General features: G+C 71.3%; 17 protein-coding genes. 14 read left to right on the top strand and 3 right to left on the bottom strand.

Going from position 1 to position 20,494, the window contains the following annotated elements; genetic code table 11:
- The first annotated feature begins 729 nt into the window (after positions 1-729).
- The 3 genes from K4G22_RS03535 to K4G22_RS03545 all read left to right on the top strand — a co-directional run bounded on the left by K4G22_RS03535 (position 730) and on the right by K4G22_RS03545 (position 3,124).
- Complete coding sequence (locus K4G22_RS03535) at positions 730-933, top strand: cold-shock protein (protein ID WP_062214946.1); 204 nt, start codon at positions 730-732, stop codon at positions 931-933.
- 306 nt (positions 934-1,239) lie between these two features.
- Positions 1,240-2,790, top strand: a complete 1,551-nt coding sequence (locus K4G22_RS03540; RefSeq protein ID WP_228078191.1) for a DEAD/DEAH box helicase — start codon at positions 1,240-1,242, stop codon at positions 2,788-2,790.
- Between the two features lie 76 nt (positions 2,791-2,866).
- Positions 2,867-3,124 carry an SCO5918 family protein gene (locus K4G22_RS03545; RefSeq protein ID WP_228078192.1) on the top strand — a complete coding sequence of 86 codons (258 nt, stop codon included), beginning with the start codon at positions 2,867-2,869 and terminating at the stop codon, positions 3,122-3,124.
- Positions 3,125-3,192: 68 nt separating this feature from the next.
- Here K4G22_RS03545 and K4G22_RS03550 read toward each other — a convergent pair whose 3' ends face one another.
- The gene (locus K4G22_RS03550; protein WP_228078193.1) at positions 3,193-3,612 is read right to left on the bottom strand and encodes an ATP-binding protein; all 420 of its coding nucleotides are present in this window, start codon (positions 3,610-3,612) and stop codon (positions 3,193-3,195) included.
- Positions 3,613-3,807: 195 nt separating this feature from the next.
- On the opposite strand from K4G22_RS03550, the gene K4G22_RS03555 reads away from it, so the two are divergent.
- Positions 3,808-4,497 (top strand): response regulator transcription factor, encoded by a 690-nt coding sequence (locus K4G22_RS03555; RefSeq protein WP_228078194.1) that lies wholly within the window; start codon positions 3,808-3,810, stop codon positions 4,495-4,497.
- Positions 4,498-4,504: 7 nt separating this feature from the next.
- Positions 4,505-5,887 carry a HAMP domain-containing sensor histidine kinase gene (locus K4G22_RS03560; protein ID WP_228078195.1) on the top strand — a complete coding sequence of 461 codons (1,383 nt, stop codon included), beginning with the start codon at positions 4,505-4,507 and terminating at the stop codon, positions 5,885-5,887.
- A gap of 61 nt (positions 5,888-5,948) precedes the next feature.
- On the opposite strand, the gene K4G22_RS03565 is transcribed toward K4G22_RS03560, so the two are convergent.
- On the bottom strand, positions 5,949-6,845 hold the full coding sequence (locus K4G22_RS03565; RefSeq protein ID WP_228078196.1) for a TAXI family TRAP transporter solute-binding subunit: 897 nt from the start codon (positions 6,843-6,845) through the stop codon (positions 5,949-5,951).
- A 135-nt stretch (positions 6,846-6,980) separates the two neighbouring features.
- Between K4G22_RS03565 and dctA the strand changes: the two genes are divergently transcribed.
- A complete protein-coding gene (dctA, locus tag K4G22_RS03570) occupies positions 6,981-8,459 on the top strand; it encodes a C4-dicarboxylate transporter DctA (protein ID WP_228078197.1) in 1,479 nt (492 codons plus the stop codon).
- 78 nt (positions 8,460-8,537) lie between these two features.
- Here dctA and K4G22_RS03575 read toward each other — a convergent pair whose 3' ends face one another.
- On the bottom strand, positions 8,538-9,503 hold the full coding sequence (locus K4G22_RS03575) for a helix-turn-helix domain-containing protein (RefSeq protein WP_228078198.1): 966 nt from the start codon (positions 9,501-9,503) through the stop codon (positions 8,538-8,540).
- A gap of 327 nt (positions 9,504-9,830) precedes the next feature.
- On the opposite strand from K4G22_RS03575, the gene K4G22_RS03580 reads away from it, so the two are divergent.
- Genes K4G22_RS03580 through eccD form a run of 8 tightly spaced genes read left to right on the top strand, consistent with a single transcriptional unit; the run spans position 9,831 to position 20,491 of the window.
- Entirely contained in the window at positions 9,831-10,169 is a 339-nt protein-coding gene (locus K4G22_RS03580) for a WXG100 family type VII secretion target (RefSeq protein WP_228078199.1), read from the top strand.
- A 37-nt stretch (positions 10,170-10,206) separates the two neighbouring features.
- Positions 10,207-10,518, top strand: coding sequence for a hypothetical protein (locus tag K4G22_RS03585; RefSeq protein ID WP_228078200.1), 312 nt, complete (start codon positions 10,207-10,209; stop codon positions 10,516-10,518).
- 42 nt (positions 10,519-10,560) lie between these two features.
- Positions 10,561-10,935 carry a hypothetical protein gene (locus K4G22_RS03590; RefSeq protein ID WP_228078201.1) on the top strand — a complete coding sequence of 125 codons (375 nt, stop codon included), beginning with the start codon at positions 10,561-10,563 and terminating at the stop codon, positions 10,933-10,935.
- Positions 10,932-12,233 carry a hypothetical protein gene (locus K4G22_RS03595; RefSeq protein ID WP_228078202.1) on the top strand — a complete coding sequence of 434 codons (1,302 nt, stop codon included), beginning with the start codon at positions 10,932-10,934 and terminating at the stop codon, positions 12,231-12,233. Before K4G22_RS03590 ends, K4G22_RS03595 begins: the two co-directional genes overlap by 4 nt.
- Before the next feature lie 19 nt (positions 12,234-12,252).
- Positions 12,253-12,591 (top strand): hypothetical protein, encoded by a 339-nt coding sequence (locus K4G22_RS03600; protein WP_228078203.1) that lies wholly within the window; start codon positions 12,253-12,255, stop codon positions 12,589-12,591.
- A 25-nt stretch (positions 12,592-12,616) separates the two neighbouring features.
- On the top strand, positions 12,617-15,031 hold the full coding sequence (locus tag K4G22_RS03605; RefSeq protein ID WP_228078204.1) for a TPR repeat domain-containing protein: 2,415 nt from the start codon (positions 12,617-12,619) through the stop codon (positions 15,029-15,031).
- A gap of 31 nt (positions 15,032-15,062) precedes the next feature.
- A complete protein-coding gene (gene eccCa / locus K4G22_RS03610) occupies positions 15,063-19,070 on the top strand; it encodes a type VII secretion protein EccCa (protein ID WP_228078205.1) in 4,008 nt (1,335 codons plus the stop codon).
- Positions 19,067-20,491, top strand: coding sequence for a type VII secretion integral membrane protein EccD (gene eccD / locus K4G22_RS03615; RefSeq protein ID WP_228078206.1), 1,425 nt, complete (start codon positions 19,067-19,069; stop codon positions 20,489-20,491). The genes eccCa and eccD overlap by 4 nt, the downstream gene beginning before the upstream one ends.
- Positions 20,492-20,494 lie beyond the last annotated feature (3 nt).

Raw genomic sequence — 20,494 nt, forward strand, 5'->3', positions numbered from 1 at the left:
CGATCAGCTTTCCCGCTACGGGGTTGACGAACACGCCCGCCCCCACGTGCCGACCGGAAACTCCACGCTGGCACTGTCACAACTGCCACAGGCGCCTCTTGCACACCATCTGTACCACCATCATGGCATCCACCCATAGGGGCTAACGCGCCGCGGCCCCTCCGGTCACACCCCGGCGGCCCCGGCGCCCCGGCCCCCCTGTCCCGCGTCTCCCGCGCGTCCCGCGCGTCGGGGCCGCCGACGAGGGGGCCCGGATGTCGGGGCCGTCGGCGCTCCCGCGCACCAGTGCGGACGGTGCGCGGGAGCGCGCCGGGGCGCGTGCGCCGGTCGGCCCCCGTTGGGGCGGCCGACGGCGGCGCCGCCCACCGCCCTGACCTGGCGCATCGTGGGGGCCATAGCACCTGTTCCGGGATTAGTCCATTTTCGGGAATCCCGACGCCCCGGGCGACCGGGCGAATCCCATCCGGCCGATGAGGCAATGACGCGGCGGCGACGCGGCGATCGCACCGACCCGGAAACGGGCCATGATGCCGGTTCGGCGCCCCCGTGCTACCGTCGATCTCAGTTGCAGTTGTGGTTCCCAAGACTTCGAGTAGTCTCACTGATTCATCAGAACGGCGAGAATTACTTTGTATTTCCCGGGTTGTTTACCGGGCGGGGCAATCATCGCGGCGACACGGAGCCCACACGGTGTGGGTTCTGTAACTGCCCCGAGAAGGAGAGCAAGACATGGCTACTGGCACCGTCAAGTGGTTCAACGCGGAAAAGGGCTTCGGCTTCATCGAGCAGGAGGGTGGCGGCGCTGACGTCTTCGCCCACTACTCGAACATCGCCACCCAGGGCTTCCGCGAGCTCCACGAGGGCCAGAAGGTGACCTTCGACGTCACCCAGGGCCAGAAGGGCCCGCAGGCGGAGAACATCGTTCCTGCCTGAGCAGCCCTCCCGTACGACACCGGCTGGGGCCCCACACCTTTCGAGGCGGGGGCCCCAGCTCCGGGTTTTCCCCTACGTTGCGCACGTTTCACCCGTGCTTCCCCCGGCCGTTCGGCGCCTCGTACGCCGTTGCAGCAGACCGGGCTTCCCTCGAATTCCTGTTCAGTGAATTCTCAGGCGGCTGCGGGGCCGCTCCGTGCCTCCCCGCCCCGCCCCCGTCTCTCCGCCGGTCCGTTCTTGCGATTCTTCGGGTGACATGGGTCACCAGGAATTCCTCGATACGCACCGCATCGAGGAAGGTTCCTCATGAACCGCTCAGCCCAGGCCGGCCACCGTCCCCGCACGGGGTCAGGGGCCGGAAAGCGCCGGGACGGCCTAGGCTCCCCGGCCCAGCGCGGCGGCAAGGCCCCGCGTGGCGGCTCCGGCGGCAAGGGCCGTCGCCCCGCAGCTCCGCCCGGTGAGTTCGCGCTCCCCAACACCGTCTCTCCCCCGCTGCCCCCCGTCGAGGCCTTCGACGAGCTGGAGCTGCCCGCCCCGCTGCTCGCCGCCCTCGCCGTCGAGGGGGTGGCGATACCGTTCCCCATCCAGGCCGCGACGCTGCCCAACGCGCTGGCCGGCCGCGACGTGCTGGGTCGTGGACGCACCGGCTCGGGCAAGACCCTCGCCTTCGGCCTGGCCCTGCTGGCGCGTACCGCCGGGCAGCGGGCCGAGCCGCGCCAGCCGTTGGCGCTCGTCCTGGTCCCCACCCGCGAGCTGGCCCAGCAGGTCACCGAGGCGCTGACGCCGTACGCGAGGGCCCTGCGGCTGCGCATGACGACCGTCATCGGCGGCGTCTCCATCCGGCGGCAGAGCAACGCGCTGCGCGACGGCGCCGAGATCGTGGTGGCCACCCCCGGCCGGCTCAACGACCTGGTCACCCGGGGCGACTGCGCCCTGGAGCGGGTCGCCATCACGGTGCTGGACGAGGCCGACCAGATGACCGACATGGGCTTTCTGCCGCAGGTCACCGCGCTGTTGACGCAGGTGGGCCCCGAGGGCCAGCGGATGCTGTTCTCGGCGACCCTGGACCGCAACGTGGACCGGCTGGTCCGTCGGTTCCTGCGGGACCCCGTGGTCCACTCGGTCGACCCGTCGGCCGGCGCGGTGAGCACGATGGAGCACCATCTGCTGTACGTCCCCGACACCGACAAGCGGGCGACGGCCACCGAGATCGCGGCCAGGGACGGGCGGGTGATCATGTTCCTGGACACCAGGCGCGCGGTCGACCGGCTCGCCAAGCATCTGGCGCTCAACGGCGTGCGCGCCGCCGCCCTGCACGGCAGCAAGTCGCAGGCGCAGCGCACCCGCACCCTGGACTGGTTCCGGAGCGGACATGTCACCGTGCTGCTGGCCACCAACGTGGCGGCGCGCGGTCTGCATGTGGACGATCTGGACCTGGTCGTCAACGTGGACCCGCCGGGAGACCACAAGGACTACCTGCACCGGGGCGGCCGGACCGCGCGCGCCGGCGCCTCAGGGCGGGTGGTGACGCTGGTGCTGCCCGAGCAGCGGCGGGAGATCCACCGGCTGATGGACCACGCGGGTATCACCCCGCAGGTCTCCCATGTCCGTTCGGGCAGCGACGAGTTGCGCCGGGTCACCGGCGCCCAGGCCCCCTCGGGGGTGCCGGTCATCCTGGAGGCCCCCGCCAGCAAACCAGCGGCCAAGCCCGCAGCGAAGACAGCCAAGTCCGCCGCCAGGGGTGCCGCCCCCGGCGGCGGGCAGCGGCGCGGGCGCCGTCCCGTCGGGCGGCGCTCCGGCGCGGCTCCCCGCCAGGGAGGCGGCGGCACGCGCCGCGCCCCGGGAACGGAATCCTGAAGCCCTCACCGTCACCACCTCTCCCCACTCCCCCGGGACGACCGACCGGCGTCCCCATCACCCCAGTTGAGGCCACATGCGTTGCATCATCGCCCGCTTTCCCTTCGACCTGGTCAAGAGTGAGGTCGAGCACCTGATGAAGGGCGTCAAGCCCGAGCCCGTCACCGGGGAGTCGGTGACCATCGGCCGCCGCGAGTACCCGGTCATGCAGGTCGGCCAGGTGATCACCAAGCAGGACCGCCGTGACTTCTCGGCCCGTGAGGTGACGCGGGCGCTGAACAAGCTGGGTTTCACCTGCCGCACCGCGAGCGGGAGCCTCGGCATCCCCGGCTGAGCGCCGACGCCTGACACCGCGAGAAGCGCGCCCGCCCCGCCCTGGCCAGGGCGGGGCGGGCGTTCGCGTCAGCCGCGCGGCAGCACGGCGCTGACGGTCTTCCCCTTCGCGTGGCAGCGGACGCCCACCTCGACGGAGAGGGAACGCACCAGCGGCCAGCCGAAGCCCCCGCCGCGCAGCACGTCGGGCCCTCGGGCCTTCGGCGGGCGGGGCTCGCCGTCGCTGACCGCGACCCGCACCGTCGCCCCGGTCGCCGACAGTTCGAGCAGATAGCGTCCGCCGCCGTGCCGCAGCGCGTTGGTGACCAACTCGGAGACGACCAGCAGCGCCGCGTCCACGGCGTCACGGGGCGGGGTCGGGGTCAGCCGCGCGCAGAAGGCGCGGGTGAGGTCGCGCGCGTCGCGCACCTCGGCCATCGAGGTCCCGGCCACGCTGGCGACGGGGGTCGCGACCCCGTGCGACCTGTCCATGATCTGTGTGCCATACATATACGCACCCCTCGGTTCGTGTCGGTGGTTGCCACCTCCCTGAGAGCGAGCGTTCCCGATATGCGGCTTTCTAGGCGTACTTCGCGCGTGCGGGGCCCGGTTCGTCGAACGGCCCGGCCCGCTTCCCGACACCCGGACGGCGCCCGCCGGACCCGCGACCGGTGCACATCGGACGCATTCCTCTAGGCTTGCGACATGCGCGCCCTCATTGTGGAGAACGACGACAAAGTGGCGCGCGCGCTGCGCCGGACCCTGCGGGCCGAGCGGTTCGAGGTGGAGCGGGTCGGCACGGTGCGGGGCGCGGTGGACGCGATCGGCCATTCGGAGTTCGATATCGCGCTGGTCGACCTGGGCCTGGACGACGGGGACGGCGTCGAGGTGATCAGGGCGCTGCGGGACTACGCGTCGACCGGCATCATCGCGGTGACCGCGCGCAGCGAGGAGACGCACCGGGTGCGCGGGCTGCGGGCGGGCGCGGACGACTACCTGGTCAAGCCCTTCGGGGTGGCCGAGCTGCTCGCCCGGATCGAGGCGGTCAGCCGGCGGCTGCGGGTGGTGCGCGGCGTGCCAGCCGCCCAGGGCACCATCGCGCACGGCGAGCTGGTGATCGACCGGGACCAGCACCAGGTGTCCCACCGGGGCAGCCCGCTCCAGCTGACCCGGAAGGAGTTCGACCTCTTCCTCGTCCTGGCCCGCAACGTCGGCGTGGTGGTCGAGCGGGACCACATACTGGACCAGGTCTGGCGCTCCACCCAGGAGGGCAGCAGCCGCTCCCTGGACACCCATATGGCCTCGCTGCGCGCCAAGCTCGGCCCGGCCGCCCGCATCGCCACCGTGCGGGGCATCGGCTACCGGCTGGAGCCGGCCGGACGATCGGGCGGGTAGCCGTCCGATGCGCCGACGGATCGTCGTCGCCCTGCTGCCGGTGCTCGCCCTGCTGATCGTCGGTGTGGGCATCTCCTATGCCGTGGTGGTGAGCGAGCGGTTGACGCAGGAGGTGCAGATCGACCGCAGCGGGGACGCGGTGCGGTTCGCCAGCCTGACCGAGGCCGCCATCAGATCGGGTGACCTGGCCCGGCTCAAGACCGAACTCGACGCCTACCAGGCGCTGTTCGACTCCCCGGTCTGGGTGCTCGGCCTGGACGGCAGCCTGGTGCACGACCCCGGCGTGCCGGTGCCCGACGGGACCGGCGTCGGCCGCGACATCCAGCTGGCGTTCGCCGGCAGCCGCGCGATGGACAACCCGGTGGTGTGGCCGTGGTCCGAGGGGCCGCTGTGGGTGGTGGAGCCGGTGGGCCGGGACTCGCAGGTGACGGCCGTGGTGGTGCTGGAGGCATCGACCGACGCGCTGCGCGGGGCCACCCTGCGGCAGTGGGGGGTGGGCGCGGCGCTGTTGCTGCTGCCGGTGACGGCCCTGGTGGGCGGGCTGTGGCCGCTCACCAGATGGATCCTGCGTCCGGTGCGGGACCTGGAGCGGATCGCGGCGGACGTGCGGGGCGGCGATCTGAACGCGCGGGCCGAGGTGGAGCACGGCCCGTCCGAGCTGCGCGGGCTGGCCTCGTCGTTCAACGCCATGGTGGACACGGTGCAGCGCTCCCTGGAGCGGCAGCGGGCCTTTGTCGCCGACGCCGCCCACCAGATGCGGAACCCGCTGGCCAGCCTGCGGCTCTCGGTGGAGAACCTGCGTCCCTGGCTGCGGGAGCCGGCGGCGCGGGAGGCCGGCGAGGAGGCGGTCTCCGAGGCCGTGGAGATGGGCGAGATGTTCGAGGCGATGTTGGCCGCCACCGCGGTCGCCGGCGCCGAGCGGGTGCGCGACCGGGAGGCGTGGACGCTGCCGCAGGTCTTCGACGCCGGCCGTCCGCACTGGACGCGCGCCACCGAGGACCACGGGCTGGCGCTTGAGGTGGCCGAGCCCGACCGGGACCTGGTGCTGCGCCAGCCGCCCGGCGGTCTGGTCGCCGTGCTGGACGAGCTGGTGGACAACGCCGCCCGGCTCTCGGACGGCACCACGGTGCGGGTGGGCTGGTCGGTGGACGCGGACCGCGCGCACGGCACGGTCTGGGTCGCGGACGACGGGGTGGGGCTGACGGACGAGGAACGGGACGCCGCCAGGGGCCGGTTCTGGCGCGCCCAGCGCCACCAGAACGCGCCGGGCACCGGCCTTGGCCTGGCTATCGTCCACGATGTCGTCGAGGACGTCGGCGGCGAGGTGCGTCTGGCGGCGGCCGAGCCGCACGGGCTGCGGGTCCTGGTCCGGCTCCCGGTGGTCCGCTGACTCCCCCGGGGAGTTCGACACCGAGGGTCCGGCCTGGAGCGGGCGGCTCCGCCGACCGGCGCTACGGCTTGGCGTCGCGGAACCAGTCGGCCGAGCCGGGGTGGAGCGCGACGGGCGCGGTGGCGGCGGCCGTGCGGGAGTCGATCTGGAGGGCCTCGGGCCGGGTGCGGGCCAGGCTGTCGGCCTGCTCGATCGTCGTCCCGGTGAGGAACCGGGCGAGGTCGTCGGGGAAGCCCCGGCGTACCGCGAGCAGGGTGGGGACGGCCACGGTGTCGGTGGTCTCCACGCCGGGGTAGACGGTGTTGGAGATGGTCACCGAGAGGTACTCGCCCGGGTGCGCTCGCTGGAGGGTGTTGGCCTCGGTGCCCAGGTCGACGAAGCGGATCGCCGGGCCGTTCGCCAGCAGCCAGGAGATCGCCGGGGTCGGCATCGCGGTGAGCGACATCACGGCGTCGACCTCGTCGTCCAACAACGCCTGGGCGGCGCTCTGTTGTCCGTAGTCACGGGTTTCGACATCCACCCCGGCCGCCTGGAACAGGCGCTCGGCGGTGTAGCGGGTGCCGGACCCTGGCAGCCCCACGGCGACCCGACGGCCCGGCAGGTCGGAGAGCGCGCGCACCCCGTTGTCCCGCAGCGTCACCAGATGGACCACGGAGTCGAAGATGCGCAGCAGCGCGACCACGTCGGCGCCGTGTGGGCGCAGCACATCGACGTTGGCATAGGCCAGATCGACCTCTTCGCCGAGCAGCAGCCGGATGTTGTCGACGGATGCCTCGGTGGGCAGCGTCCGCACCACGGGGCCGTCGAGCGCGTCGTTCCACAGCTCGGCGAGCGCGGCGCCCGACTCGCGGTACGTCGCGCCCTCGGGGCCTGTGGCCAGGGTGAGTTGGGAGACGTCGACGTCCGGGGCGCGGTCGCAGGCGGTGACGAGGCCGAGACCGAGGGCAGCGGAAAGCACCGTCCGTCTGCTGGGGCCCCTGCCAGGCAATGTCAGATCAACCTTAAATTTTAACCGGCGCCGTTGCTGTTACACGCCGTTAAGCCTCACCTTGCTGTGATCTCGACCATAACAGTCACAGGGATGGGGACGCCCATGACGAATGAGCCGGCGCAGCAGGCGCCAACGGCGAAGAAGAAAAAGCTGTACCACCACCTGTATTTCTGGGTGTTGCTCGGCATCAGCATCGGCATCGTGATCGGCCTGGTGGCGCCCGGCGTCGGAGCCGACATGAAGTGGCTGGCCGACCTCTTCGTCAAGCTGGTGAAGGTCGTGATCGCCCCGACCATCTTCGCCACCGTGGTGGTGGGCATCGCCGGTCTCGGCGATCTGGCCCGCGCCGGTGGGCTGGCCCTCAGGACGGTCCTGTACTTCAACATCACCACCGTGTTCGCGCTGGCCATCGGCCTGGTGGTGGTGAACGTCGTCATGCCGGGCAGCGGCCTCAACTACGACATCGACAGCTTCGACACCTCGGCCGCCGACGACGCCATCGCCTCGGCTGGCGAGGTGGACCAGGGCGGGGTCACCGGCTTCGTGCTCGATCTGGTGCCGACGTCCTTCGCCAGCGCCTTTGTGGACGGCAAGCTGCTCCAGGTGCTGCTGCTGGCGATCCTGGTGGCGGTCGCGGTGACCATGTTGGGCAGCCGGGCCGAGCCCGTGGTGCGCTCGCTCGACACCTTCGCCAAGATCATGTTCAGCGTGATCAAGCTGGTGATGTGGGTGGCGCCGCTGGGCGCGATGGGCGGCATGGCCTTCACCATCGGGGAGCACGGCAGCGCGATCCTGGGCTCGTTGGCCTCGTTCATGCTGTCCTTCTGGCTGACCTGTCTGCTCTTCATCTTCCTGGTGCTCGGCCCGATCTGTTACGCGGCCGGCTTCAGCCTGCTGAAGTACATCCGCTACATCAAGGACGAGCTGCTGATCGTGCTCGGCACCTCCTCCTCCGAGACGGTGCTGCCCCGGATGATGGGCAAGATGGAGGCGGCGGGTACGCCCAAGCACGTCGTCGGCATGACGATTCCCACCGGGTACTCCTTCAACCTGGACGGCACCGCGATCTACATGTCGATGGGCGCGCTCTTCATCGCCCAGGCGTTCGGCATCGATGTGCCGATCACGACGCAGATCGGCCTGTTGGCGTTCATGCTGATCTCGTCCAACGGGGCCGCCGGTGTCTCGGGGGCCGGCCTGGTCACCCTGGCCGCCTCGCTGACCGCGTTCGACTCGGTGATCCCGGTGGCCGGCATCGCGCTGATCGTCGGCATCGACCGCTTCATGAGCGAGGGCCGCGCGCTGACCAACCTGACCGGCAACGGCCTGGGCACGCTGGTCATCGCCCGCTGGACGGGCGATCTGGACCGCGAACGGCTCGCCTATGTGCTCGACAACCCGGGCACGGTGGACGTGGACGAGTGGATGAAGGACGAGGTGCCGCCGACGGTGGACCCGTCCGACGAGGGCCCGTCCGGCGAGCGCCCTTCCGGCGAGGGCCCTTCCGGCGAGGGCCCCGAGGGGCCGGTCGGCGATCGGGACGAGGAGTCCACCGACGTCACGATCGCGAAGCAGCGGTAGCGCCGACGGCGGCTCGACGCCCGCCCCCGGAGCGGAAGGCCGCTCCGGGGGCGGGCGCGTCCGCCGTGAGGCGCCGCCTCAGGACCGCAGCGCCCGCTCCCGGTAGTCCCGGGGCGGAAGGCCGTAGGCGGACCGGAAGGCGCGGGTGAAGTCGGCGGGCCGGGCGAACCCGTGGTGCCGCGCGATCGCGGCGATCGTCAGATGAGCCGACAGCGGGTCGGCCAGCGCCCGGCGGGCCCGTTGCAGACGTTGCTCCCGGATGAACGCGCCCACGGTGGTCCCGTTCTGCTGGAACAGCCGGTGCAACGAGCGCGGCGAGACATGGTGGGCCGCGGCGATGGTCGCCGGCGTCAGATCGTCCTCGTGCAGATGCCGCTGGACGAAGTCGTGGACGCGCAGGGTCAGGACCCGCTGCCGCTCCTCCGGCGGCAGCGGCCGGTCGAGGTGGTGGGTGAGCACGGCCGCCACCAGATCGACGGCGGCGGTGCCGAGCATGTGGGTGTGCGCCGGACGGTAGATCGCGTAGTCGTCCACCAGATGGGTCAGGAGCTGGACGAGCAGCGCGGCCAGTCCCGTGGGGCTGGGGAAGTGCAGGGAGACCGAGTGGCTCCCCGGGCGCAGGGTTTCGGGGAGCAACGCCCGCGGGACGAGCAGATCGTTGAGGGCGAAGGCCCCGCTCTCGTTCCGCAGCCCGGTCTGGAACGGGTAGGAGCTGCTCATCAGCAGCAGATCGCCCGGCTCCACGACGAACCGGCTGTCCCCGCGGCCGACCTCGACCCGGCCCCGCCGGGGCGTCGCCAGATAGACCACCTCGGGGTCGGACAGCCGGATCAGCCGAGGTGTCCTGGCCGAGAACAGCGGTGGGCACTGGAAGGACGTCCCCCGCACCGCACCCAGGTCGAGCACCCGGAGGCTGGCGTCGAAGTCGGCCGGCCGGTCGAGATGCATCTCGCACGGATTGTGGCTCTCGAACGCCGCCTGTCGCCAACGGTCGTACCGCTCGGCGCCGGTCAACTCCAGGTCGGGGGAAGCCGACTCGATCACGCTCTCCCCCTCGGCGCCCGCAGCGGAAGCATGGTCATGTCGCGCACGCGATGGAACCGTTCCGCTCTCGATAAGTGCCCAAGCGTAAAACTGCTCGCGATCATCTCGTCACCTTCGCTCATTCACGCAGGCGGTCCGGGAGGGGAGACGTACCCCGTTTCCGCCCGGTTCCACCGGGCGGACCGCCCCCCGCCGTGGCACTGAGTGCGTAGCGGATGGCGCCCAGCGCTAACAATCGACGCCCCCTCGGCTGTCACACTCGCCGATGGCGGGTCATGCGTGCCATGACATCACTTGAGCAGCAACTGATCAGAAAGCACACCGCTGATGGAAGAGATCAAGCTTTCTCCGGAAGAGGTCGAACACGTCAAGGGGATCATCGCGCAGGCCAACGAGGAGATGGCCCAGGTCGCCACCGGCATCGGCAGGCATGGCGCCAACCTCGGCACCGCCTACCAGGGCAGCGGCACCGCCGTCGGCGTGCAGACCTACGAGGACCTCGGCCGGGCCGGCCAGGCGCTGGCCAACGCGCTCAACGGCCTCTCCCAGGACCTGGGCCTGACCGCGATGACCGGCCGCGAGACGGACGACACCGCCCGTGCCGCGCTCCAGGGCGTCGTCGCCCCGAACGTCTCCGGGGACCCGTCCATCGCCGCACAGATCTGAGCGCTTCAACAACACTTCTGACAGGGGGAGATCGACCATGTCGCTCAACGGTGTGATCCATTTCAGGAACGAGGGCCTCGACGCGATCCAGACCGGCACCAGGGGGCAGCAGGAGCAATACATCACGATCTGGAACGACGTGCACAAGCAGCTGACGGCGCTGGTGCACAACGGCCAGGTCGACGCCCAGATCGGCAACGTGCTCACCGAGCGCGACCAGATCTTCCGCCGCGAGGCGGCCGGCTACGACCAGGGCGTCACCGCGCAGAACACCGCGATGCGCAACGTGCAGAACATCGGCAACGAGGGCGGCGCCGCCATGGTCCGCGCCGCCGCCGGCGGACGCTGAGACAGCACGCACCGGGGATCTCACAGGGGGAGAGCGACCATCGTGGTGACGATGAACATCGGCGGCCTGCGGAACGCCGAGGAGGGGGCGGGCGACCGCGACCGGCTCGCCCGGATGAGGGCCAACTTCGCGGACATCGCGTCGACCCCCGCCATGTTCGGCATCGTGCCGAACGCGGAGCAGGCCTCCGCCGCGCTGCGGTCGGCCGCTGCCAGCCTGCTCCAGGAGCTGGAGCGGGCGGGGCACACCGTGGACGACATCAGGCGCAGCGCCGCGACGGCGGCCGGCATCGGGGAAGGCGCGGACGCGGAGGCCAGGCGCACCCTGTCCAGGGAACAGGCGGCGAGCGTCGGCGCACTGCTGGCGATCGACCTGACGCGCCCGCCCACGCCTCCCCCCGTGGTGGCGTTCCGGTGACGGCGGCCGACGACGCGTTCTGGGACGCGTTCGACAAGATCAGAAGCAGCCAGCACCTGAACATCTCGGCGGCGGCCGGCGCCTGGGTCGCGCTCGCCAACGCGGCTGCGGCGGAGAGCAGTGCGCTCTCCGGCACCGCGCGCACCGCGGCCGGAGAGCCGGGGGTGGGACTGACGCAGCTCGCCGACCGCCTCCAGGCGACGAGTGGTTGGGCCGATGGTGCCGCCTCGATGGCTCGAAGTATCGCGAACCAGCTGCAACGGGCGTCGGAGCGCTCCGCCCAGGCCGTCGAGCGGGCCGAGACGCTGCGGGTGCAGCTGGAGGAGGTGCGGCGGTGGCAGGAGCAGCGCAACGTCCAGGTGCCGGACGGGATGGCGGCCCGGACGGCCAACATTCAGGCGGAGGGCGAGAAGCAGCCCATCGTGGACGCGGCGCAACGTGAACTGGCGGCGCTGGCCGCCGAGTTCGGCCGGGTGGTCGGCGGCACCGCGCCGCCGGCGCCGGGTGATGGAGCCGGTGCGGTGATCGACTCCGCCGGTCTCGGCGCGCTGGGCGGAGCCGGCGGGGTGGCCGGCGTCGTCGGCGGCGGGGTGGCCGGGGCGCGCACGGGGCGGATGCACGAGGCGCCCAACGGCGCGGTCGTCGGCGCGGGCCGGTACCCGTCCACGCATGTACTCGGCCCGGAGAGCGGTGACTTCGCCGGCTGGGTGCGCAGTCCCAACACCGGCTTCCTGGTGGACCCGGCGACGGGCCGGGAGTTCGACCCGGTGGCGGGCCGCTGGATCGACCCGGTCACCGGCGAGCCGTTCGGCGAGGTGACCGAGTACGCCACCCGACTCTCGGGGCTCGGCGCGGGGCCCGGCGCGGTCGCCTCGGCCGGCGGCCTCGTCGGCGCGGCGACCATCGCCGGCCTCTACGGCGGCACGGTGCCGCCCGGCGTCGCGCACACCGGGCCCCAACAGGCCCTGCGCAACATGGGTATGAAGGCGCGGGTCGCCGCCCGGTTCGGCCTGCACGAGGCGGCACAGCCGGGCGGCCGTCCCTTCACCCCACCGCCGGGGGCGGCGAACGGCGGCGCGCGGGGTCCTGGCGGCGGGCGGGCGCCGGGGCCGGCCGCCGGCGCGGGCGCCGGGCGCCCGGGGGGCGGCAGGACGCCGGGGCCGTCCCCCGGCGCCGCCGCCCGGGGCCAGGGGCGCGACGAGCGGAAGCCCCGCGAGCAGCGGCCCACCGACCTGACCGAGGACCCCGCCGTCTGGGCACCGCCCCGGAACGCGACCCGGGGCGTGCTGGGCGAGTAGGCAGAGAAGGAGTGACGCCATGTCCAACGAAGGTCTGTACTACCTGCCCGAGGGCTTCCGCGAGGGCGCCCGCGCCAACACGGACACCGCCGACGCGGCGGACGGCGTGAGCCGCTACCTGGGCCGCGTCCCCATCGACCCGGCCGGCTACGCGGGCGCCGACGCGTTCCCCAAGGCGCTGACCAGCACCCGCGACGTCCAGTCCCGCAGCGTCGCGCGGGCGGCCGAGGGCCGCACCAACATGGCCGCCGCCGACCGTTCCGTCGCGACCACCGGCGAAACCATGGACACCGAGGCCACCCGCGCCCTCACCCAGGCCACCACCCCCACCGACCGCACCATCGCCGACGGCGTGTAGGGCACAGAGAGGGAGACCGGGGGATATGAGCGCGCTGCGGCTGTTCGGCTATCGCGACGTGGAGGCCAAGGGCGCGAAGCCCTGGACCACCCAGCAGACGTTCTCCAAGGAGCTGAACACCGAGTCCATGTCGGACACCGCAGCCGCCTACGCGCGGGCGTCGGCGGAGGCCAGAAACGTCGACGCCCTCGCCGGGCGGGCCACCACGATCTCGCGGGACGCCGGCAGCCTGAACGGGGCACCACTGGTGAAGCCCGACGGCCGGTTCCAGGAGACCCACCGGGCGCTGCAACGCGGCGGCAACCACATGGACGCCGTGGTCAAGCACATCATCCGGGCCATGAACCACGCCATCGACGCGGAGAAGTACGCGCACGGGTGGGTGTACTGGACGAACGACAAGCTGGAGGCCCACAAGCGGGCTGCGGAGCGCGAGTGGGCCAGTTGGGGGCGCGCGCTCAACACGGCGGTCGCCGGCCACCATGGCGTCGGGCCCGTCTTCGTCACCGGTCCCGACGGCAGACAAGTCATGGCGGTCAGGACCGGCGGCAGTCTCCACGGCGGTCCGGCAGTGACCCTGCCGCCGGAAGTGGCCGAAGGGATCAGGGAAAAGCACCTGGAGAGCGCAGCCGGTCACGCCGCGCACTCCGAGTCCAAGATCAAGGACACGATCGAGCACTACCGCCACAAGCTGATGGACGAGGCCGCCGAACTGGCCGACCTGGGCTATGAGTTAAGCAAAGGCCCATTCCGACTCGTCCTCACGCCGGAGATGGCGCGCTATGCCGCCGGCGCGCTCAAGAAGGCGATGAAGAAGGAGAAGCCAGATCTTGCACTGTTGAAGCAATACACGGCTGCGCTGCGCTCCATCGCGGAGGGCGTCTACGGAGACCTATTCCGTCCCAGCGACGATCCGAGGAAACTGACCACCTCGGAACTCGCGTACCTCCGACAGTTCTACAGCGCGATCGACGCCAAAACCCTCGTCGCCTTGGGGGCCTTAAATATTCCCTTGGGTGGGGATCCCCACAGGGTCGGGGACCCTCTGAAAACCGTCAAGGCAACCGTCGCCAACGGCATCATGATGCTAATGAATGACAATATCGTGGACACCCGTGGTGGTGACCGCCCGCTGAGGTGGAATGAGGCTCCGGCCTCTATCCGCTTCTTCCGAGACGTCCGTCATCTCATGGAGGGCTACCACGGCAACATCCCTGAGTCCACGTTAAGAGCAATCATTGGCCAGCACCTCGGAGACTTTAATGGCTTCGGACTTCTCATGAGTGAGGCCACTATCCCCTCTGACGAGGAATTTTCCATAAAACTCGCGCGCACCGCTATTGAGGTCGAGAGAATAGTTGGTGCCCAAAGTTCACTTCAGAATAACATCGGCAGCAGCGGCCTACTCGAAGCTGCCGCCTTGAACACCGAAGCCGCTGCGGCACTACTCAAAGAGGAGGGATTCCTCCGCAGTCTCCTCTCGCAAGGCTGGGACGACAGCACCGGAGCCGGCGCACTGGTCACGTCGGGCACCAACATCCCTGAGGACATGCCCAGGACAGCCCCCGAGGCCGAGAAGTACGTCAGAGCCGCCTACCGGGTACTCAGCTACGCAGCAAATCACCACGACGACATCCTCGGCACGTTTTGGACAAGAAATCCGGGATCGGATATCGACCTCGCCGCACTCCAGAGGGCCATCGGGGACACCGCCGTGCACCATATGAACCTGCTGTCTGTCGCTGGCCAAGACCACGAAAAAGGCACCAATCCCAGAATCAACGCAACTGACCACCCGTGGTCTTTCGAGTTCTCCCCTCAAGCCCGGCATGAACTTTTCAACTTGATGAATCAGACTGAGGTTTCGGTGAAGAATAAATTTTTCACCGAAACCACTGAATGGCAACACAGAACCGCCCTCAAAGCATTCAAATCCGACGATCCCAAATGGTCAACTTTCCAAAATATCGGCACCATAGCCGGAGCGGTCGCCTATTCACAAATTTCGACACCGGATGGATCCACGGGATGGACGACGGTCCTCAAGGCCGCCGAAATAGCCGGCGCAACCGCCATGCTGTCCGGAGACCCAAGGATCGCCGCCCTGGGATTGGCCACCGATAAGACTATGGGAATTATCGGGAACATCGTCACCGGAAACGCCGAAGAGAAGGCCGACGAGATCAAGATGCGCGCTCTATGGAATGTTGGGCAACACGGGAGCCTGCCCGGATTAGTAGCCATCACCGGCGCCGCCATCAATGCCGATTACGCAAAAATGGGAGGCCTTACAGCTCAACCCTCACTCTCTCAAGGGCAAGAACCCACAGCCGGACACCAAAAAGGCCACATAACAACAATCAGGGAAAACAATAAAAAAATACACGAAATCCTGAAAGAATACGAAGAAGCTTTCAAAGCTCAAGCCAAACCGCAATGATGAGACACCAACCGGTTCGTGAGGCCGCCAAATGACCTCCCCCACCACCCTGTTCCGTCGTCCACCCCGTGCCGCGCAGCGGGATGTGGCGGTCAAAGAGATGGTGCTGCGGGCGCCGCCCAGGTTGCCGCAGCCGGAGGATGCGAACGCCTGGATGACCGCGTTGCCCGCGCTCAGTGGGCTCGGGTCCGTGTTGTACATGTTGACCATGGGGCGGGGGCCCATCGGGTACATCGTCGGGACGATGTTTCTGATCTCGTGTCTCGCCATGGTCGTCGGCTCGGTGGTGCGGCAGCGGTCGACGACCAAGACGCAGGCGCGGAACGAGCGGCGGGAGTATCTGCGGTATCTGGAGGTCACCCGGGTCGAGGTGCGGCGGACCGCGAGGGCGCAGCGGGCGGCGATGGCGTGGAACACGCCGGAGCCCGGGGCGCTCTGGGGGGTGCCGGAGAGCCGGCGGCTCTGGGAACGGCGCAGCGGGGACGCGGACTTCGGGGTGGTGCGGGTCGGGGTGGGGCCTCGGTATCTGGGGACGCCGCTGACGGTGGACGAGACGCCGCCGGTCGAGGATCTGGATCCGCTGTGCGCCGTGGCGCTGCGGCGGTTCATGGACGCGCACGCCGTGGTGCCGGATCTGCCGGTGCTGGTGACGCTGCGCAAGTTCGCCTCCGTGTCGGTGGAGGGCGAGGGCGAAGGGGGCGTGGAGGCGGCGCGCGCGTTGGCGCGGGCGGTGGTGGCGCACGCCGTGACGTTCCACTCCCCCAACGATCTGCGGGTGCTGGTCTGTACCGGCGATGTGGAGGGGCCGGCGTGGTCGTGGGTGAAGTGGCTGCCGCACGTGCACCATCCCGAGGAGGTCGACCATGTCGGCCCGGTGCGGATGACGCATCCGGTGCTGGGGGTGTTGGAGGAGTGGCTGGGCGCCGAGTTGACGCGCCGCACGCGGTTCAGCCGGGACGCGGCGCCGGACGCGGATCTGCCGCATCTGCTGGTGGTGGTGGACGGCGGGGTGGTGACGGGGGCGGAGGCGTTGGTGGACGCGAACGGGTTGCAGGCGGTGACGGTGCTGGACGTCGGGGGCGCGGTGGCGGGGCCGCTGACCGAGCAGCACGGGTTGCGGTTGGCGGTGGCCGGGGGCCGGGTCTCGGTGCTGGCGGCGGAGAGCCGGGACGAGTTGGGCCGGGTCGACGCGCTGAGCGTCGTCGAGGCGGAGGCGCTGGCGACGCGGATCGCGCGGTTCCGGATGGAGGTCGGCGCCAGCGCGGCGGACGCCGAGGACAGGACCACGGTGGTGAACACCCTGCCCGCGCTGCTCGGGGTGGCCGATCCCGGGCGGTTGGACCTGGCCGCGCTCTGGCGTCCGAGGCCGATGGGGGATCGGCTGCGGGCACCCATCGGGGTGTCGGCTGACGGCCGGGTGCTGGGCCTGGACATCAAGGAGTCGGCGCAGAACGGCATGGGCCCGCACGGCCTGGTGGTGGGCGCGACCGGCTCGGGCAAGTCGGAGCTGCTGCGCACCCTGGTGCTGGGCATGGCCGCCACCCATCCCAGCGATCAACTCAACCTGGTGCTGGTGGACTTCAAGGGCGGCGCGACCTTCGCCGGGCTGTCCGAGCTGCCGCATGTCGCCGCCGTCATCACCAACCTGGAGGACGACCTGGCGCTGGTCGACCGGATGGCGGAGGCGCTGAGCGGCGAGATCGACCGCCGTCAGGAGGTGCTGCGGGACGCGGGGAACCTGGTGTCGGTGCGGGACTACGAGCGGGCCAGGCAGCGCGGTTCGAGCCTGCCGCCGCTGCCCAGCCTGTTCCTCGTCGTCGACGAGTTCTCCGAACTCCTGGCCCAGAAGCCGGACTTCGCCGATCTGTTCGGGCGGATAGGCCGGCTGGGCCGGTCGTTGGGGCTGCATCTGCTGCTCGCCTCGCAGCGGCTGGACGAGGGTCGGCTGCGCGGACTTGAGGCCCATCTGTCGTATCGGATCGGGCTGCGCACCTTCTCGGAGAGCGAGAGCAGGACCGCCATCGGCGTGCCCGACGCGCACCATCTGCCCAGCGCGCCCGGGCATGGCTATCTGCGGACCGACACCGCGACGCTCAGGCGGTTCCGCGCCGCCTATGTCTCCGGTCCCTACCGGATGGGAGAGGAGGGGGGCGGCCGGCCGCTCGGTGGTGCGGCTGACGTGCGTCCCTTCCCCGCCTCCTATGTGCCGGTGCCGGTCGGGCAGCAGCCGGAGGAGCCGCCCCGTCCGGCGCCGCCCGAGGGGGAGTTCGCCGACGACGAGGAGCTGGGCGACACGGTGCTCGGCGCGATGGTGAGCGGCCTGGTCGGGCAGGGGCCGCAGGCCCACCAGGTGTGGCTGCCGCCGCTCGACCAGCCCGAGCCGCTGGACGTGCTCCTCGGCGACCTGGCGGTGCGGGCGGGCCGTGGCCTTGGCACCGCGCCCGGCGGGGCGCCGTTGACGGCGGTGATCGGGATCGTGGACAAGCCGTTCCACCAGCGGCGGGACCCGTTCGCGCTCGATCTGACCGGCGCCGGCGGGCATGTGGCGATCGTCGGCGGTCCGCGCAGCGGCAAGTCGACGGCGGTGCGGGCGTTGATCGCCTCGCTGGCGCTGAGCCACACCCCGGCCGAGGTGCGGTTCTACTGCCTGGACTTCTCCGGGACGCTCTTCGCCCTCGCCGATCTGCCGCATGTCGCCGGCGTGACGGGGCGGTTGGACGCCGAGGTGGTCAACCGCACCGTCGCCGAGGTGCTGGAGCTGCTCGAAACCCGGGAACGCCGCTTCCGCGAACTGGGCGTGGAGTCCATGGCGGGCCTGCGGTCAGGGCGGGCGCCGGCGGGGGCCGCCGAAGGCGAGGTGTTCGACGACGTGTTCCTGGTGGTGGACGGCTGGGCGGTGCTGCGGCAGAGCTATCCGGAGCTGGAGGAGGTGCTGATGGCGGTGGCCGGACAGATGCTGACCTACGGCATCCATCTGGTGGCCACCGGCAACCGCTGGCTCGACATGCGGATGGGGCTGCGCGATCTGATCGGTACCAAGGTGGAGTTGAAGCTGGGCGACGCGCTCGACTCCGAGGTGGACCGCAACGCGCAGCGCGCCATCCCGGCCGGCCGCCCGGGGCGCGGCGTGACCGAGGGCGAGCTGCACTTCCTGGCCGCCGTGCCCCGGGTGGACGGGGTCCGCTCCGCCGAGGGGCTGTCCGAGGCGGTGACCGAGCTGGTGCGGCGCGTCGACGAGGCGTGGCACGGGCCGCGCCCGCCCGGGGTGCGGCTGCTGCCGACGGTGTGGAGCGCCCCACGGGCCCCCGAGGGAGGCCCCGGTGTGCTGATCGGCGTCGAGGGGGGCCGTCTCGACCCGGTGGCGCTGACGCCGGGCGAGGAGGCGGGCCTGATCGTCATCGGGGACAGCGAGTCGGGCAAGACGTCGCTGCTGCGGGCGGTGGCCCGCCAGGTGGTCGACGCGTATCCGCCGGAGCGGGCCAGGCTGATCGTGCTCGACCACCGGATGACGACGCTCAGGGAGTTCGAGGGGCCGCATCTGATGGGCTACTCGACCACCCTGGAGCGGTCGATGGAGGTGGTCGGCGGGCTGGCCGACGGCCTCAGGAAGCGGCTGCCCGGCACGGATGTGACGCCCGAGCAGCTGCGGGACCGCTCCTGGTGGACGGGGCCCGAGATCTATCTGCTGGTCGACGACTACGACCTGGTCGCCACCTCGCGCGGCAACCCGCTGGCCGCGCTGCTCGACTATCTGCCGCACGCGCGGGCGATGGGCCTGAACATCGTCCTCACCCGGCAGGCGGGCGGCGCCTCCCGGGCCGTGCTCGACCCGGTGCTCGGCCGGATGAAGGAGCTGAACTTCCCCGTGGTGCTGCTCAGCGTGCCCAACGACGAGATGCCGATCTGGGGGGTCAAGCCCGCCAGACGGGCGAAGGGGCGCGGTGTGCTGCTGCACCGTCGCCTCGGCACCGTGCTGGTGCAACTGGCCCACGCCGACTCGCCGTTGGCGGCCATACCGACGGGGGACGAGCGGCGATGACCATCGGTCTCGGCCCCGAGCCGGCAGCGGTGACCGATCCGGAGGGCGCCCAGGTGGAGTTCGTCCGCATCGGCCTGGCCTCTCCCGCCGGACGCGCGGATCTGGCGGTGCCGGCGTCCGTGGCGCTGGCGCGGCTGCTGCCGATGCTGCTGCGCCACTCGGGCGCGGACCCGGCCCCCGACGGGGGGCTCGGACATGGCGGCTGGGTGCTGCGCCGTGGGGACGGGACCCGTCTCGACGCCGCCGCCTCGCTCGCCGAACAGGGCGTCGAGGAGGGCGACCTGCTCTTCCTCGGCCATGGCACGGACGACACCGTTCCGCCGGTGTACGACGACATCGTCGAGGTCGTCGGCGAGCACGGGGTGCGCGCCCCGTGGCCGGCGTGGGCCACCCGGGTGGGCGCGGGGGCGCTGGCGGCGCTGGCCGTGGGGACGGTGGCGGGCGCGCTGGCGGTGGCCCCCGGGCGGGCGGCGCCCGGCGGGCTCGGCCTGACGGTGGCGCTGCTGGCGCTCGCCGTCGGGGTGTTGATGTCCCGTGGGTTCGGCGATCTCCGCGCCGGCACGTTCGCCGGCGTGCTGGCCGCCCCGCCGGCCGCCGTGGGCGCGGTCAGGCTGCTGGGCGGGGACGGCCTCACCGCCGGCCAACTGCTGCTTGGCTGCGCGGTGGTGGCGGTGGTCGGGGGGCTCGGCCCGGTGTTGATCGGCGGCGGGGACGGCACGTTCGCGGCGCTGGCCGTCGCGGGCCCGCTGGCCGGCGTCGGGGCGGCGGTCGCCGCCGTCGGACGGAACGTCACCCCGGCGGAGGCGGCGGCGGTCGCCGCCCCGTTGGCGTTGGCGCTGACGGCGCTCTGGCCGTCGCTGGCGCTGCGCGTCGCGCGGGTGCCGACGCCGCAGCTGGCCGCGACGGCGGAGGACGTGGACCGGCTGCCGGTGCAGCTGGCGCACGAGCGGCTGGCGGAGCGGGTCGCGGCGGCCAGGCGGCTGCTGGGCGGCCTGCTGGTGGGCAGCCATCTGGTGGCGGTCGGGGGCGCCCTGGTGCTGTTCGCGGCGTCCGAGCTGTGGGCGGGGGTGCTCGGCGGCACGCTCACCGTGCTGATGCTGCTGCGGACCCGGCTGTTCCGGGAGTCGTGGCAGGCCGCGACGGCGCTCGTCGCGGCCCTGCTCGCGGCGGCGGGCGGCGGCGCCTGGACGGTGGCCGACCATGCCGCGCGTGGCTTCCCCCTGCTCGGCGTCGTGCTGCCGGTGGCGCTGGTCACCGCGGTGGTGGCCGGCTGTGTGGCGCTGGCCGCCGGCCGGTACCGGGGCAACCCCAGGCTGGAGCGGGCCCTCGACGTGCTGGAGACGCTGCTGCTCGTGGCCGTGGTGCCGCTGGTGCTCGCGGTCTGGGGCGTGTACGGCGCGCTGCTCGATCTGAAGGTCTGAGGG

The sequence above is a fragment of the Streptomyces profundus genome, from assembly GCF_020740535.1.
In the GTDB taxonomy this organism is placed as follows: Bacteria; Actinomycetota; Actinomycetes; order Streptomycetales; family Streptomycetaceae; genus Streptomyces; species Streptomyces profundus.